Origin of the sequence: Algibacter amylolyticus, assembly GCF_014202225.1 — a bacterium.
GTDB lineage: Bacteria > Bacteroidota > Bacteroidia > Flavobacteriales > Flavobacteriaceae > Algibacter_B > Algibacter_B amylolyticus.
Window position 1 is genome coordinate 165,854 of sequence record NZ_JACHGE010000004.1, and the last position, 15,335, is coordinate 181,188.

Sequence of the window (15,335 nt, forward strand, 5' to 3'; positions counted from 1 at the left end):
CCATAAAAAAGCCCCTTAAAAAAGAGGCTTATTATGATTTAATATACTTTGTTATTATATGATTAACATGGCATCGCCGTAGCTATAGAAGTTGTATCCTTCTTTAATTGCCTCGTCGTAAGCGCGTTTTATAAAATCGTGACCTGCAAAGGCTGAAACCATCATTAACAACGTTGATTTTGGCGTATGGAAGTTGGTTATCATTGCGTTTGGAATTGTAAACTCATAAGGTGGAAAAATGAATTTATTTGTCCAACCATCGTACTCATTTAACTGGCCATTAGTTGATACTGCACTTTCTACGGCGCGAACCGCTGTAGTACCTACGGCGCAAATACGACGTTTTTCTTTTAAACCTCTGTTTACAATATTTACGGCTTCTGGTCCTATTTTAAGCTCTTCGCTATCCATTTTATGTTTAGATAAATCCTCTACCTCAACTGGATTAAAAGTACCTAAACCTACGTGTAATGTTACTTCGGCAAAATTAACACCTTTTATTTCTAAACGTTTTAATAGGTGTCTAGAAAAGTGAAGTCCTGCTGTTGGTGCTGCTACTGCTCCTTCGTTTTTAGCGAAAATAGTTTGGTAACGCGCCTCATCTTCTGGCTCTACATCTCTTTTTATGTACTTAGGAAGTGGTGTTTCGCCTAACTCATTTAATTTAATACGGAATTCTCTGTAAGACCCATCGTAAAGGAAACGTAATGTACGCCCTCTTGATGTTGTATTATCTATTACCTCGGCTACTAAAGTATCGTCATCACCAAAATAAAGTTTGTTACCAATTCTTATTTTACGTGCTGGATCTACTAAAACATCCCAAAGGCGTTGCTCTTCGTTTAATTCTCTTAATAAAAACACCTCGATTCTTGCTCCTGTTTTCTCTTTGTTTCCAAAAAGTCGTGCAGGAAATACTTTAGTGTTATTTAAAACTAAGACATCGTCCTCATCAAAATAGTCAATAACATCTTTAAACATTTTATGCTCAATAGTCTGTTCTTTTCTATTAAGTACCATTAAACGAGATTCGTCTCTGTTTTCTGCAGGATACTCAGCTAGTCGTTCTTCTGGTAATTCGAAACCGAAGTGTGATAATTTCATGTTTTAGTTTTTATTAATATTTAGAAAGCGCAAATATACAATCTGAACATAGGGGTTGTCAAGTAAATGACTGTTTATTATTAAAAAAGGTGTGTTTTGGGCGTTACCACAAGGGTCGGGCTATACGTTACAAGTCCTCGCACTTCCTTCGTCAGGCTGTGGGCTATCCACTACTATCCCTAACGCAAACCTCAATTTAACTTAAGCTTTAAAATTATTTTTCAACTTTAAAACCAATGGATTCTAAATCGTCCCAAAAAGTTGGGTACGATTTTGAAACTACCATGGCATCCTCTATTACTATTGATGTTTTAAGTGCTAAAGGCGCAAATGCCATTGCCATTCTGTGGTCGTTATAGGTTGCAATAGCTACCATTGATTTTATTGAGTTTGCAGCCGATAGATGTAAAGATTTGTCTGTAATTTTTACTTGGCCACCTAATTTTTCTATCTCGGTTTTTAATGCTACAAGTCTGTCTGTTTCTTTAATTTTTAGGGTATGTAGGCCTACTAAATCGCATGGCATACCTAATGCAAAACAGGTTACTGCTATAGTTTGGGCAATATCTGGAGCGTTTTTTAAATCTAACGTTAGAGGTTCTAAGTTAGAGGATTCCTTTTTTAATGTTACCCAATTTCCGTTAAACACGGTAGATACACCAAAGTGTTTATAAATTTCTACTAAAGCCGAATCGCCTTGTAAAGAGTTTGATTTGTACGATGATAACTTAATTTCTGTACCCACATCGCTTAAAGCTACAATACTGAAATAATAGGACGCTGATGACCAATCTGACTCTACGGTTAGCGTTTTAGGTGCTAACTTTTTAGTATTTGGCTTTACTGTTATTACATTTCCTACAAATGACGACTCTACGCCTATTTCGTCCAACAGACTTAAGGTCATGTTTATGTATGGAATGGACGTGATTTCGCCTTCTAAAGTTAACTCCAAGCCGTTTTCTAACTTTGATGCTATAAGCAGTAATGCCGATATGTATTGGCTACTTACATTGGCTTTTAAGGATACTTTGTGTTTTGTAAGCTTAGTGCCTTTAATTTTTATTGGCGGATAGCCTTCGTTAGCTTCATAACTAATTTCGGCTCCTAATTCTTGTAGGGCTTCAACCAAAATTTTAACTGGGCGCTCTGTCATTCTTTTCGATCCAGTAAGAATGGTATCTCTACCTTCTTGAATTGAAAAATATGCCGTTAAAAAGCGCATAGCCGTACCTGCGTGATGAATATCGACAACTTCTGATTGTGAACTTAATGCGTTTGTCATTAAATTACTATCATCAGAGTTTGAAACGTTTTCTAGTTTAAACTCAGGATATAAGGCTTGTAACAATAACAATCTGTTAGATTCACTTTTTGAACCTGTTATTTGTACAGCAGATTTTTGGGCTATTTTAGATTTTTGAAGTGTAAAGTGCATATTCTTAAAATTCTAATTTAAAAGAAGTCGCAAATTTACTCCATAATGGAGATTAATGCTAAGTTAATTAGTCTTTTTTTCTAGGTTTCGCCTAAAGGCTGCCCACATACCATTCTAAAATAGTTATTTCAATTTTTCGTTATTATGGTGCCTATCGTGGTCGCGTTTTCCTTTTTTATCCATTCTTTTATCGAAAGCACTTTGTAAATCGACTCCGGTTTGGTTAGCTAAACATAACACAACAAACATAACATCGGCAAGTTCTTCGCCTAAATCTTTGTCTTTATCGCTTTCTTTTTCGCTTTGTTCGCCATAGCGTCTAGCAATAATTCGTGCCACCTCACCAACTTCCTCGGTAAGTTGCGCCATATTTGTAAGTTCATTGAAATAGCGAACACCATGTTCCTTTATCCAATCATCTACTTCTTTTTGTGCGTTTTGTATGTTCATTATCCTTTTGTTAAAACTATTTGTTCGGCTTCTTTTTCTACGAGTTTACTAAAATAAGCTTTTAAAGCATCATAATAAATAGGTGATATGATTGACGTGCTAATCTGTGTCTCTACTGCCAATTGCACCTTATTACTTTGCGCTGTAATATTATATTTAAACATGCCTAAATTATCTGGAAGAGTAAACACTCCTGGTTCTGGAAGACTTTCTATTTTATAACCTTCTGGTATGGTAATAATAACGCGATAACTTGTGTTTGATGGATAACCAAAATCTACAGGAAATTCTCTTTTTTCAATTTTAAAAGGATTCTCGCTAGTTCTTAAAAAGAATAACGGTGAAAAATATATTTTATCGCCAATAATATCTGCCTGACTTTCCTTTGTAAATTTATAAGATTCCATAACTGGCTTAGATAAATCCAAGTCATTCTTAACAGTATAATCTGAAATCTCTAAACCGTTATATTTATTTTCTAGTTTTTCTAAATAGTCCTCTTTATTAACATCTATGTATTTTTCTCTAAATGATAATGCTTTGTGATTGGTTTTAACGCTTCTAAAACCACCATCAATATCTCCGTTATTATTTAGCGTAAGCATCATGGCAATATTATTTTTAGATTGTTCATTTGGATACAAATCTATTAAGGTAGAACCTCCTTTTTCTGCAACAATTCTACCTTGCCAATTTAACGCTTTAAAAGGCAATACATTTGGCACACTATACTCACTGGTAGCGTCCAATAAAACCCCGCCATCATCAAACTTCACATAACTTACTACATAATTGTAGCCCTCTCTGGTTGGAAACAAAGGCACACCATTTTGCCTTGTACTTACTAATACTGGATACGCTCTTAAACCAGCATGCTGTAACATAGAGGTAAGCATTAAGTTTATATCTGCAACATTACCTACTTGCTCTTTATAGGCTTTTCTTACTCCGTTATCTGTATAGTAACCGTAATACCCATTCCATTTCATATTAGTCTTTACATAATTGAATATTAATGCCGCTCTTTTAGCTGGATCGGAAACGGAACCTATTAGTGCATCAATATCTTTTTCGTAATACCCTTTTTTATCAAGTTCGGCACCAAAACTAGAACTTTCATAAATCTTTTTTACAACATCCTCCCAAGTAGTTGAATAGTATTCTATGGCGCTATTAGGGAACTTAATATAAGAAAGCTCATATTTCACCGAAGACCTGTAATTATTCATGTTATTTACATAAGGCTCATTTTTTAATGCTGAAATATTTGACAGACTATATGTTGCTTCGTTTATTTTATATTCTAAACTAGAACTAGAATAATCAGTTCTTACCGCAGTAGTAGTCGCATCAGATCTAGATTTATTAACAAAAGTTATTTTATCTCTTGCAGAACTTACTATAGGTTTTATTAATAAATACCCTTTTGTATTTACTTTAAAATTAAAATACTCTGGAGCTTCAAATTTTGCTTCAAGCTTTTTAATTGGAATATCTTCTTGGAATATAAAATCATCGACATTTGAAATAAAAGGAGATTCAATTCTATATTTGTATTCTATAACAGTACCTGGTGTTATTTTTGGCATTGTAAACTTTATCTGGTTTACATACTTATTTAATTCAGAATCAAAAATCCCATCTTTGGTTAGTTTAAAATCTTCAACCTTTCCGCTAATTAAATTATAAGTATACCCTTTAAGTCCTGATATTTTTTCTTTACTACCGCCATTAACATGTAATCGTATCTGTTTTGTTGCGTACTCAAAACCTTCTTGGTTATAGATTTTAATACGCTCATGAACTTCTGTTATTTGTTGGAAACCTTCGCCTTGGCTATATTGAAAAAAAGTATGTCTGTTTTTATATAAATACGTCGCATTGGCCGCTGAATCTAAAGGATTAACTTGTTCTTGAAGTTCTTCTTTAGACACTTTTCCAAATTTAAAATCTTGTGAAAAAGTTGTTCCCGATATTAATAGGAAGGATAAAATGGTAATAATTCTCATAAGTTATTGGTTGGTTATTTTTTAATTAAGGCAATTTTAGCATTATCTTGTTTTAATACTGTTTTATAAAAGTCTCGAAAACCACTATAGTCTTCCTTGGGAAACTCGCCATCATTTATTTTAAATTCTCGTTTATAAACAAGTTTGCTTTCATCCTTTACAAGGATTTCTGTTTTATAATATCCAAACTTGTTTTCTATTAATACACTTTTAGGCAACGCCTCTACTTTATATTCTGAGGGAAGCGCAACTTCAACTTCGTCTATATCCTTAAAACCTCTGTTTACTTTAAGAGGAAACTTCCTGTTTCTATAACGATCTGGCACGTGTATATTTCTATTTAATGCGTTAATGGTTAATAACATTCTATTGCCTATAACTTTAGTGTAATTTGCTGCTTTAAAATCGACATGCTCAATAAATTCAATATCTTTTTTATTGTTTTCAATGGCCATATTATTAATGGACATATCATTTATATAACGCCAACGTTTTTTATAATATTTATCTAAATCTCGTTCTGTTTCTGTTTCAACCCAATATTTATCATCGTATTGAATGCCTTTAGAATTTATAATGGCATTTGCTTCTAGTGTTCCATCATTAGAGATACTATAATTTCCTTTTATGGTTTGTAAATTATCCTCGACCTTATATTTTTTGGTGTGTTTAATTTCTCCTCCATCTGGCGAAATAACTAACACATCTCTATCATCTGTAAAATCTCCAATAAAACCAAAAGGCAATTTTTGACTAGTACACTCTAACCAAATATCATCCTGCGCTGTAGGGATATTTAAAATCGCATGATTGCCTTGCATTGCAGCAAAATCCTTCTCTAAATCTCTTTGTGAATCACCGGCATAAACTACGGTGTAGTTAGACTCAATACCCACAGCTTTTAACAAGGTCATGGTATAATTTGTTAGAGCTTTACAATCACCATAACCTAACCTATCTACTTCGGATGCATTAAAGGGTTTCCATCCGCCAATACCTACTTGCACACTTATATATCTAACTTTATCTTGTACGTATTTATATATTTTTTTTGCTTTAGCAATATCATCTGGTTCATCCTTAACTAGTTCTTGAATCATAGTTATGGTACTAGCTGGTAAATCGTGTGTGGTTTTTATTAAATCATGATACATCCATTTTCCAAAATCATTCCAATTCTCTACGTGAGATTGAACGCCTTCCAGATTAAACTGATTGGATGTCACTAAGATTTTTGGAGCCATATTAAAAAATGCAGGCGCATAACTTTCTGGTTTTATGGCTTCAATATTTTTAACGTTATAGGAAATTGAACCATCTAACTCCTCTTTCTCCAAATCAAAATCAAGGAAGTTTTTCTCCTTGGATCTTATTGTCAAATCTGTTGGAAAATTAATTTGATAACTACTTTTTTCAACGCTTAAAAAATAATTATTAACAGGCATAAATGATTGAATAAAAGCCGTAGTAGTGCTTACAACTTCAGAAGTAAACACCATAGTATAAGGATATCCAATTGGTGTATAATCTAAATATTTCACTCTTGAATCTGAATATAATGTACCGCCATCAACAGCACTAACATCTTTAAAATCCTTCTTCTTTATTTTTTTAATTTCAGATCCAAAATCATTATAAACAAGCACTTCTAGGTCTTTTATATTTACATTATTATCATAATGCACATACGTGTTTATGGCATCATCACCTTCTTTATTTAAAACTGTAACAATAGTTTTTTCTAAAATATGCATTTCGCTCGAAGACTTTAAATCAATTTGCACATGACTAGAGCGAACTACAGCATTAGCATTTTTACTCAGGTTTGGCCGAATAGTAAAGCTTGTTAATAGGTTTTCTTGCGAAAAAAGTTGAAAAGAAATAAGGTAAAGAAAAAATACAGCAAGATTTTTAAAGCTCATAGAATTGTAGAAAAAACATTTAAAAACGGAATATATTATTTTTATAATTATTTTTCTATAAGAAAAATCATATTTCGTTGTAATACATGTTTTTTAGTTTACAAACTAAAAACCGAATAGCCAATATTAAAAAACAAGGCAGAAAAATATATTTAAATTCACTAAATAGCACTGCTACACCTCTAGAAGAAATAAAGTTTTCAACACCAAGTGGAGACACTAATATGTCTCTAAACTGAAAAAAGAATCGCTTATTATTAAAAGGAATAAAAAACCCAACACCTTTTCCGCCAGAAGTCATAGCATCGAAAACACCGTGTGAAATCATAGAAAGACAAATAACTAAAAACCAAATGAGCTTATTTTTCTTGCCTATAGTAAGCATTAATAATAAAGCCCAAAGTACAGCAAATAGTATGGAGTGTGTAAAGCCACGATGCCCTAAAGGATGCTCGTAAGCAAAACCTAGCTTAAAGGCAATAACATCAAAATCGGGTAAAATTGCAGAACACACCGCGGCTAGCACTAACCATTTTAGGTTTTTATTATCAATAACTTTTGCTATTGTAAAACCAACTATACCGTGCCCAAATAAAGATGCCATTACTCTTTATTTTTCGAATCGATTATTATAGTAACCGGACCATCATTTAAAAGCTCAACTTTCATGTCTGCTCCAAATTGCCCTGTTTGAACCTTTTTACCTAAATCTTTTTCTATTTGATTTACAAAATCTTGATAAAGCGGTATGGCCACTTCTGGTTTGGCGGCTTTAATATAACTTGGCCTGTTTCCTTTTTTGGTTGACGCTTGCAAAGTAAACTGACTTACTACAATAATATCGCCATTAGTATCTTTTAGCGACATATTCATAACGCCGTTTTCGTCTCCAAAAATTCTTAGGTTTACTATTTTGTTGGATAGCCATTTAATATCTTCTGGAGTATCTTCATTCACTATACCTAGTAATATTAGAAGTCCGTTTTCTATCGAGGCTACTTTTTCGCCTTCAATCGTTACGCTAGCTTTAGTGACTCTTTGTATAACTACTTTCATTCTTTATCCCAAATATCCGTTCTATAATGCTCATCTTCACCTTCTAAAATCTGCACGTAGCTTCGATAGCGCGAATATGCAATTTCTTCATTCTCTAAAGCGTCCTTTACAGCACATTTGGGCTCTTTTAAATGCAAACAATTGTTGAATTTACAATCCTGCTTAAGCTTAAATATTTCCGGAAAATAATCTCCAACTTCTTCGCGTTCCATATCCACCACACCAAAACCTTTAATACCTGGCGTATCAATAATTTTGGCATCGAAACTTAAATCGAACATTTCTGCAAATGTTGTGGTATGCTGCCCTTGGCTATGTTGTGTAGATATCTCTTTGGTTTTTATATTTAAAGTAGGTTCTATAGTGTTTACCAATGTCGATTTTCCAACTCCAGAATGGCCAGAAAACATACTGGTTTTGCCAAGCATTAAGGCTTTTACTTTATCTACATTTTTACCTGTAGTTGCAGATACTCCAATACACTCGTAACCTATTTGGCGGTATTCATGCGCCAAGTAACGAACTTCATTTAAAGTTTCTTCATCATACGTATCAATCTTATTAAATAGCAAAACCGTTTTAATAGAATACGCTTCGGCTGTTACTAAAAATCTATCAATAAAACTTGTAAGGGTTGGCGGATTATTAATAGTAATCATTAAGAATACCTGATCTAAATTGGCAGCAATAATATGGGTTTGCTTAGATAAATTAACAGATTTCCTAACGATATAATTAACCCGATCGTGAATGTTATGAATAACACCAGTTTCTGTATTGTTATCCGTTTCTAATTCAAAATCTACTACATCGCCAACCGCAATAGGATTAGTACTTCTTATACCTTTAAGACGGAATTTACCTTTAATACGGCATTCGTAAGTATGGCCCAATTCGGTCTTAACGGTGTACCAACTTCCTGTAGATTTATAAACGTGTCCTGTCATTCATTAGATTATACTACAAAATAACAATTTTTTAATTGATTTACATTAACCTATAATTGCTTTTTTAGGAGATAATCGTTTTCCGTTAACAATAAACTTTTCATCCAATACTCCATTATAAATGAATTTTAATGTACGTCTAGGCTCTTACTAAAAAACTTATTAATCTTTAGTAGCTAAAAAGGTAAGAGTATTTTTATATTAGCACCTTAATTTCAAACAAAAAACAACATGAAAAACTTATTACCTTGTATTTTTATTTTTTCTTTTATTTTCGGTATCAATGCACAAACAAAATTGTATGTACATAAAGATGCAGACACTTATGTTGCAAACACAAAAACAATAGCGATTTTACCATTGAAAGTTCAAGTTAAACTAAGACCAAAAGAATTAAAAGACTTTACGCCTGAGCAAATTATTGAAATGGGTAAAAATGAAGCATTAGATATTCAAAAAGGAATGCACTCTTGGTTTTTAACTAGAAAAAAAAGAGGCTCTTTATTAGTTGATGTTCAAAACCCAACTAGAACAAATGCTATATTAAAGAAAAACGGTATTGATATTCATTCTTATGATGAATATTTGCCAAGTGAATTAGGTGAAATTCTTGGTGTTGAAACAATTATCACAGGTAGTTACGAAACAAACAAACCGATGTCAAATGGTGCAGCTATTGGACTTGCTGTATTAACTGGGGGAATGTTTGCTACAAATACCGCGACTATGAATATGGATTTTACTAGCACTACTGATGATGAATTAGTAGTCAACTATTTAAAAAAGATTAAAGGATCTTTAGGTTCTGACGCACAAGATTTAATTAACGTGTTAATGAGAAAAGTATCTAGACGTATACCTTATACTAAATAGTAATTTATTAATACTACAACAGGCTTTAAAAATGTAAAAGCCTGCAACAATAAAAAGTTACCATAAAAAAAATGCCTCACTAAAAGCGAGGCATTTTTTATAGAATTTATTTAACAGATTATCTTATCCGTTAATCACTTTTTCTTGATGATTAATAGATTCCTGATGAACCGCTTTAAACATTTTCAAGATAAACTCTTCACTTAAACCATGTTGCTCACCTTCAAGTACCATTTTACCTAAAATCTCGTTCCAACGTTTAGATTGTAAAACAGCAACGTTTTTTTGCTTTTTAAGGGCACCAATGCTGTCAGAAGTTTTCATTCTCTTTCCTAATAAATCAAGAATTTGATTATCAACAATATCAATTTGAGCTCTTAAATTATCTAAAGAACTATTGTATTCTGCCTCAGTGTTAGATTCCTTTCTAATTTTCAAATCTTTCATAATTTGAACTAAAGTAGAAGGCGTAACCTGTTGTGCAGCATCACTCCACGCATTTTCAGGATCGTAGTGCGTTTCAATCATTAAACCATCAAAATTCAAATCTAAAGCCGTTTGCGATACATCAAAAATCATATCTCTTTTTCCTGTAATATGCGACGGATCGTTAATTAAAGGAATATCAGGATATTTATTTTGAAACTCGATAGCCAATTGCCATTCTGGAGTATTTCTATATTTCGTTTTTTCGTAAGTAGAAAAACCTCTGTGTATTGCACCAATATTTTTAACACCAGCCGTATAAATTCTTTCAATACCACCTAACCATAAAGCTAAATCTGGATTTACTGGATTTTTAATTAATACAGGTTTATCAGTACCTTTTAAAGCATCAGCAATTTCTTGCATAATAAAAGGAGACACTGTAGAACGTGCACCAATCCATAATAAATCAATATCATGCTCTAAAGCCAATTTTACATGAGCCGCATTAGCAACCTCCGTACACACTTTCATACCTGTTTCAGCCTTTACTTTTTGTAACCATTTCAAACCTAAAGCACCAACACCTTCAAACATTCCAGGTCTAGTTCTTGGTTTCCAAATCCCAGCTCTAAAATAGCTTACATCTGTGTCTTTCAATTCGTGAGCAATTTTTAATACTTGCTCTTCTGTTTCTGCGCTACATGGACCTGCAATTACTAACGGATGATCTAAATTTAAATCATCTAACCAGGTTCTCATTTTTTTTGTGTTTTCCATTTTTACTTAATATTTAGCTGCTTAAGCTATTTCATTTACTATTTATTTTGTACTCTTTTATTCTCTTCTATTGGGCGTTACCACAAGGGTCGGGCTTTCACTACTCGCTCCCTCCTAAAAAGTCGGGGAGCTCAAACATGCCGTTCAATCCCTAACGCGGGCACATCCGTAAACTTTAGTCTTCTAACCTCCTTTAAACAATCCCGTTCAATATATCTTTAATGCGATTAGTATTTTGCATCTCATTAAAAATCTCGTCAAAGTTATCACTTTTCATTAACTCCTTAAAATGCGTCAAATTGTTTATATATTCCTCTAACGTTTCAACAACATTATCTTTATTCTGGTTAAAAATTGGTGTCCACATTTCGGGCGAACTTTTAGCCAAACGCACCGTAGATGCAAATCCACTTCCTGCCATATCAAAAATATCGCGCTCATTACGTTCCTTATCAATAACCGTTTTACCTAGCATAAACGAACTAATATGCGATAAATGCGATACATAAGCAATGTGCTTATCATGGTCCTTTGGGTTCATATAACGAATGCGCATACCAATATCTGTAAACAACTTTAATGCTTTTTCCTGCAGCTTAAATGTTGTTTTTTCAACCTCACATACAATATTAGTTTTCCCTATAAACAAACCTTCAATAGCCGCTGTTGGTCCAGAGTGTTCTGTTCCTGCAATAGGATGCATCGCTAAAAAGTTACGACGTTTTGGGTGGTTTTCAACCACTTTACAAATAGCTTCTTTAGTAGAACCTGCATCAACCACTAAACCAGTATCAGATATTTTATCTAAAATGGTTGGTAGCAATTTAACAGTAGCATCCACCGGAATAGACACGATAACCAAATCGGCATTTCCTAGATCGTCTAAAGTTGCTTTTTTATCAATTAAACCGAGTTCCAAGGCTTTTTCTAGTGTGGCATCTTTTCTACTAATACCATGAATAATCGCATCCGGATTATGCTTTTTGATATCAATAGCAAGACTACCTCCAATTAAACCTACTCCTATGGCGTATATATTTTTCATACTACTTAACACGTGCTATAGCTTCTTCTAAAACTTCGGTCGATGCGCATAAAGAAAACCTAATATAACCTTCGCCTTTGGTTCCAAAAATAGTTCCTGGCGTTATAAAAATATGGTTCTCTTTTAATACTAAATCAATAAACTCTTCAGCCTTTAAATACGCAGGTAATTTTGCCCAAACAAAAAGTCCTGTTGCTTCCTTATCGTAAGTACAATTTAAGGCATCGGCTAATTGCCAAACTAAATCTCTACGCTCTTTGTACACATTGTTTAAAGTTGCAAACCACATGCTAGAACATTTTAAAGCCTCAATAGCGCCCTTTTGTATGCCGTAAAACATACCAGAATCCATATTACTTTTTACCTTTAATATATTACTAATATGCTCGCTAGATCCTAAAACCATTCCTACACGCCATCCGGCCATATTAAAGGTTTTACTTAAAGAGTTTAACTCTAAACACACATCTTTTGCGCCTTCAACATTTAAAATACTTTTAGGGGCGTCGTTTAAAATAAAACTATAAGGATTATCATTAACTATTAAAATATTATGACGCTTACCAAATGCTACTAACTCTTCAAAAACATATTTTGTAGGTTTTGCACCTGTTGGCATATGCGGATAATTAACCCACATTATTTTAACTTTACTTAAATCTTGGCTTTCTAAAGCTTTAAAATCTGGCATCCAATTATTCGCTTCATCCAACTCGTAAAGCACACCTTTAGCACCTACCAATTTTGTAACCGATTGGTATGTTGGGTATCCAGGGTTAGGAATTAAAACTTCATCGCCTTCATTTAAGTAGGCCATAGATATATGCATGATACCTTCCTTACTTCCCATTAATGGTAAAACCTCTGTACTTGGACTAATATTTACCGAAAACTGAGTTTTATAAAAACGCGATATGGCATCTCTAAGTTCTGGTAATCCTTGATAACTCTGGTATTTATGAGCTATTGGATTTTCAAAACTTGCAGAAATAGCAGATAATACCTTTTTTGGTGGTTGTAAATCTGGACTCCCAATACCTAGGTTTATAACAGGTTTTCCGTTTGCAATAAGCAAGTTTACTTCTCTTAATTTTTTCGAAAAGTAATATTCTTCAACCGTTTGTAACCTTTTAGCTGGTTCAATCATATCTTGGCATTTTTATATTCTCCTAACACTTTAAAATCGTCGCCCATAATGTCAATTACAGATTTTGCTTTTTTAAAGTCTAAATAATTTTCAAAAGTTACATCCACAAAAAACGCATACTTCCATGGGGTTTCTACAATGGGTAAGGATTGAATTTTTGTTAAATTCAGCTTACAATCGCTCATTACATTTAAAATAGTAGCGAGACTCCCTCGTTTATGGTTCGCTTCAAATTTAACCGAAGCTTTATTTATTTCACTTTCTAATACCTCAGCATTTTTGCGCTTTACAATTACAAAACGAGTTTCGTTATGCTTAATGGTTTGTATGCTATGTGCTAAAATATCTAACTCAAAAATTTCGGCTGCTTTAACACTAGCAATAGCACCAATTCCTGATATATTTTTTTCTTGTATACGTCGCGCTACCTCGGCAGTATCTTTATCTTCAACCAGTTTAATATGCGGATATTGCTTAAAAAACTCTTTACATTGTAACAAGGCCATTGGGTGTGAATACACTTCCTTAATATCTGCAATATTTTGATTTGGCAACACCATTAAATTATGCTGTATATCCAAATAATGCTCACCAACAATATGTAAACCATACTTATCAATTAATGCATAATTAGGAATTATAGAACCCGCAATAGAATTCTCTAAAGCCATAATGGCAGCATCACATTCCTTAGTAATTAAAGCGTCTACAACTCTATCAAAAGTCATGCACTCTATAACATCTACAGGGTTACTAAAAAACTCCTGCGACACAATGTGATGAAAAGATCCTATTACACCTTGTATGGCTACTTTGTTTATCAAAACTTAATTTTTAATTCTATTTACCTATAATTCGTATTCAATGCATTAAAGGTTAAACAAAAAAAAGTCTCGATTTTCATCGAGACTCATATTTTAATTTATACCTATAAATTATACATACAGCGTCTCGTTTCTTTTGCTAAAAAAGAAATAGAAATAGTTGCTAAAATATGTATAACCTGTTGTCATTGTCATAATTGAGTGGCTAAAGTAATTAATTATTTAAGAAATCAAAATACATTAAAACCTTTTTTTATCTTTTCTGAAAAGTTTTAAAGATTTTATAGTAAATATCACTTTACATTATATAATCATTTATTTTTGAACAAATTAATTTAATTATGTCTATTGAGGTTAATAACATATCTAAAATTTACGGTAAACAAAAAGCTTTAAATAACATTTCCTTTAAGGTAGGTAAACCAGAAATAGTTGGTTTTTTGGGACCTAATGGCGCAGGTAAATCTACCATGATGAAAATTTTAACCACCTACCTTAATGCCAATGAAGGTACGGTTAAGGTAAATGGTTTTGATATTTTAACTAACACCAAAGCCGTACAGCAGAGTGTTGGTTACCTTCCCGAACATAACCCTTTATATTTAGAGCAGTATATAAAAGAGTATTTAAGCTTCAATGCAAACATTTATGGTGTTAGCAAAAACCGTATAGATGAAGTCATTGAATTAACTGGCCTAACACCCGAAGCTCACAAAAAAATTGGAGAGCTTTCTAAAGGGTATCGCCAACGAGTAGGTTTAGCCAATGCCTTACTGCACGACCCCGAGGTTTTAATTTTAGATGAACCAACAACCGGTTTAGACCCAAACCAATTAGTAGATATTAGAAACCTTATTAAATCTATAGGTGCCACCAAAACTGTATTTCTTTCTACACATATTATGCAAGAGGTTGAAGCCATGTGCGATCGTGTTATTATTATTAATAAAGGCGAAATAGTAGCAGATAAAAAGCTAAAGGATTTACGTGACGAAAAAGAACAAGTGGTTATTGTGGAGTTCGATTACCGTGTTGAGGATGCTTTTTTACTAAAACTACCTAAGGTTGAAAAAGCGATAAACACCTATGGTTTTGTTTACGAAATCACTTTTAAAACCGCAGAAGATATGCGCTCGCATGTTTTTGATTTTGCGCACGATAACCAGTTAAAAATTCTTCAACTTAATCAAAAGAACACAAGTTTAGAAACTCTATTTAGAGAATTAACCAACGTATAACACCTGTTAATTCAGAAATAAGTAATATATTTCTTCTTTGTTTTTAAAACTGGTTAACCAATTTATGATAATTATC

The 15,335-nt window shown here is 33.0% G+C and carries 14 protein-coding genes; 2 read left to right on the forward strand and 12 right to left on the reverse strand.

The features are described from left to right. Window positions 1–54: 54 nt before the first annotated feature. The 8 genes from queA to rsgA form a co-directional block, all read right to left on the reverse strand. Complete coding sequence (gene queA / locus HNQ90_RS10340) at window positions 55–1,104, reverse strand: tRNA preQ1(34) S-adenosylmethionine ribosyltransferase-isomerase QueA (protein WP_144115723.1); 1,050 nt, start codon at window positions 1,102–1,104, stop codon at window positions 55–57. Window positions 1,105–1,318: 214 nt separating this feature from the next. Further along, window positions 1,319–2,542, reverse strand: coding sequence for a 3-phosphoshikimate 1-carboxyvinyltransferase (locus tag HNQ90_RS10345; RefSeq protein WP_144115724.1), 1,224 nt, complete (start codon window positions 2,540–2,542; stop codon window positions 1,319–1,321). Between the two features lie 123 nt (window positions 2,543–2,665). Beyond that, window positions 2,666–2,992 carry a nucleotide pyrophosphohydrolase gene (locus HNQ90_RS10350; protein WP_144115725.1) on the reverse strand — a complete coding sequence of 109 codons (327 nt, stop codon included), beginning with the start codon at window positions 2,990–2,992 and terminating at the stop codon, window positions 2,666–2,668. Then, complete coding sequence (locus HNQ90_RS10355) at window positions 2,992–5,001, reverse strand: transglutaminase domain-containing protein (RefSeq protein ID WP_144115726.1); 2,010 nt, start codon at window positions 4,999–5,001, stop codon at window positions 2,992–2,994. The genes HNQ90_RS10350 and HNQ90_RS10355 overlap by 1 nt, the downstream gene beginning before the upstream one ends. A 14-nt stretch (window positions 5,002–5,015) precedes the next feature. Beyond that, window positions 5,016–6,923, reverse strand: a complete 1,908-nt coding sequence (locus HNQ90_RS10360) for a DUF3857 domain-containing protein (protein ID WP_144115727.1) — start codon at window positions 6,921–6,923, stop codon at window positions 5,016–5,018. 67 nt (window positions 6,924–6,990) lie between these two features. After that, window positions 6,991–7,527, reverse strand: coding sequence for a metal-dependent hydrolase (locus HNQ90_RS10365; RefSeq protein ID WP_144115728.1), 537 nt, complete (start codon window positions 7,525–7,527; stop codon window positions 6,991–6,993). After that, window positions 7,527–7,979, reverse strand: a complete 453-nt coding sequence (gene dtd, locus HNQ90_RS10370) for a D-aminoacyl-tRNA deacylase (protein WP_144115729.1) — start codon at window positions 7,977–7,979, stop codon at window positions 7,527–7,529. The genes HNQ90_RS10365 and dtd overlap by 1 nt, the downstream gene beginning before the upstream one ends. Continuing rightward, window positions 7,976–8,926 (reverse strand): ribosome small subunit-dependent GTPase A, encoded by a 951-nt coding sequence (gene rsgA / locus HNQ90_RS10375; protein WP_144115730.1) that lies wholly within the window; start codon window positions 8,924–8,926, stop codon window positions 7,976–7,978. Before rsgA ends, dtd begins: the two co-directional genes overlap by 4 nt. 231 nt (window positions 8,927–9,157) lie before the next feature. Here rsgA and HNQ90_RS10380 point away from each other — a divergent pair, with 231 nt between their 5' ends. After that, complete coding sequence (locus HNQ90_RS10380; RefSeq protein WP_144115731.1) at window positions 9,158–9,799, forward strand: hypothetical protein; 642 nt, start codon at window positions 9,158–9,160, stop codon at window positions 9,797–9,799. Between the two features lie 123 nt (window positions 9,800–9,922). Here HNQ90_RS10380 and HNQ90_RS10385 read toward each other — a convergent pair whose 3' ends face one another. From HNQ90_RS10385 to HNQ90_RS10400, 4 genes are all read right to left on the reverse strand, one after another. Next, window positions 9,923–11,005: a bifunctional 3-deoxy-7-phosphoheptulonate synthase/chorismate mutase type II gene (locus HNQ90_RS10385; RefSeq protein ID WP_144115732.1), complete on the reverse strand. Its 1,083-nt coding sequence runs from the start codon at window positions 11,003–11,005 to the stop codon at window positions 9,923–9,925. Between the two features lie 193 nt (window positions 11,006–11,198). Continuing rightward, window positions 11,199–12,050 carry a prephenate dehydrogenase gene (locus tag HNQ90_RS10390; protein WP_144115733.1) on the reverse strand — a complete coding sequence of 284 codons (852 nt, stop codon included), beginning with the start codon at window positions 12,048–12,050 and terminating at the stop codon, window positions 11,199–11,201. 1 nt (window position 12,051) lies between these two features. Next, window positions 12,052–13,197 carry a pyridoxal phosphate-dependent aminotransferase gene (locus HNQ90_RS10395; protein WP_144115734.1) on the reverse strand — a complete coding sequence of 382 codons (1,146 nt, stop codon included), beginning with the start codon at window positions 13,195–13,197 and terminating at the stop codon, window positions 12,052–12,054. Beyond that, window positions 13,194–14,021 carry a prephenate dehydratase gene (locus tag HNQ90_RS10400; protein WP_144115735.1) on the reverse strand — a complete coding sequence of 276 codons (828 nt, stop codon included), beginning with the start codon at window positions 14,019–14,021 and terminating at the stop codon, window positions 13,194–13,196. The genes HNQ90_RS10395 and HNQ90_RS10400 overlap by 4 nt, the downstream gene beginning before the upstream one ends. 341 nt (window positions 14,022–14,362) lie before the next feature. On the opposite strand from HNQ90_RS10400, the gene gldA reads away from it, so the two are divergent. Further along, window positions 14,363–15,259 (forward strand): gliding motility-associated ABC transporter ATP-binding subunit GldA, encoded by an 897-nt coding sequence (gene gldA / locus HNQ90_RS10405; RefSeq protein ID WP_144115736.1) that lies wholly within the window; start codon window positions 14,363–14,365, stop codon window positions 15,257–15,259. The last annotated feature ends 76 nt before the right edge of the window (window positions 15,260–15,335 follow it).

What these genes read in the sequence shown, in the direction of transcription:
- queA (WP_144115723.1), bottom strand. Translation starts at nt 1,104, where the DNA reads ATGAAATTATCACACTTCGGTTTCGAATTACCAGAAGAACGACTAGCT.
- HNQ90_RS10345 (WP_144115724.1), bottom strand. Translation starts at nt 2,542, where the DNA reads ATGCACTTTACACTTCAAAAATCTAAAATAGCCCAAAAATCTGCTGTA.
- HNQ90_RS10350 (WP_144115725.1), bottom strand. Translation starts at nt 2,992, where the DNA reads ATGAACATACAAAACGCACAAAAAGAAGTAGATGATTGGATAAAGGAA.
- HNQ90_RS10355 (WP_144115726.1), bottom strand. Translation starts at nt 5,001, where the DNA reads ATGAGAATTATTACCATTTTATCCTTCCTATTAATATCGGGAACAACT.
- HNQ90_RS10360 (WP_144115727.1), bottom strand. Translation starts at nt 6,923, where the DNA reads ATGAGCTTTAAAAATCTTGCTGTATTTTTTCTTTACCTTATTTCTTTT.
- HNQ90_RS10365 (WP_144115728.1), bottom strand. Translation starts at nt 7,527, where the DNA reads ATGGCATCTTTATTTGGGCACGGTATAGTTGGTTTTACAATAGCAAAA.
- dtd (WP_144115729.1), bottom strand. Translation starts at nt 7,979, where the DNA reads ATGAAAGTAGTTATACAAAGAGTCACTAAAGCTAGCGTAACGATTGAA.
- rsgA (WP_144115730.1), bottom strand. Translation starts at nt 8,926, where the DNA reads ATGACAGGACACGTTTATAAATCTACAGGAAGTTGGTACACCGTTAAG.
- HNQ90_RS10380 (WP_144115731.1), top strand. Translation starts at nt 9,158, where the DNA reads ATGAAAAACTTATTACCTTGTATTTTTATTTTTTCTTTTATTTTCGGT.
- HNQ90_RS10385 (WP_144115732.1), bottom strand. Translation starts at nt 11,005, where the DNA reads ATGGAAAACACAAAAAAAATGAGAACCTGGTTAGATGATTTAAATTTA.
- HNQ90_RS10390 (WP_144115733.1), bottom strand. Translation starts at nt 12,050, where the DNA reads ATGAAAAATATATACGCCATAGGAGTAGGTTTAATTGGAGGTAGTCTT.
- HNQ90_RS10395 (WP_144115734.1), bottom strand. Translation starts at nt 13,197, where the DNA reads ATGATTGAACCAGCTAAAAGGTTACAAACGGTTGAAGAATATTACTTT.
- gldA (WP_144115736.1), top strand. Translation starts at nt 14,363, where the DNA reads ATGTCTATTGAGGTTAATAACATATCTAAAATTTACGGTAAACAAAAA.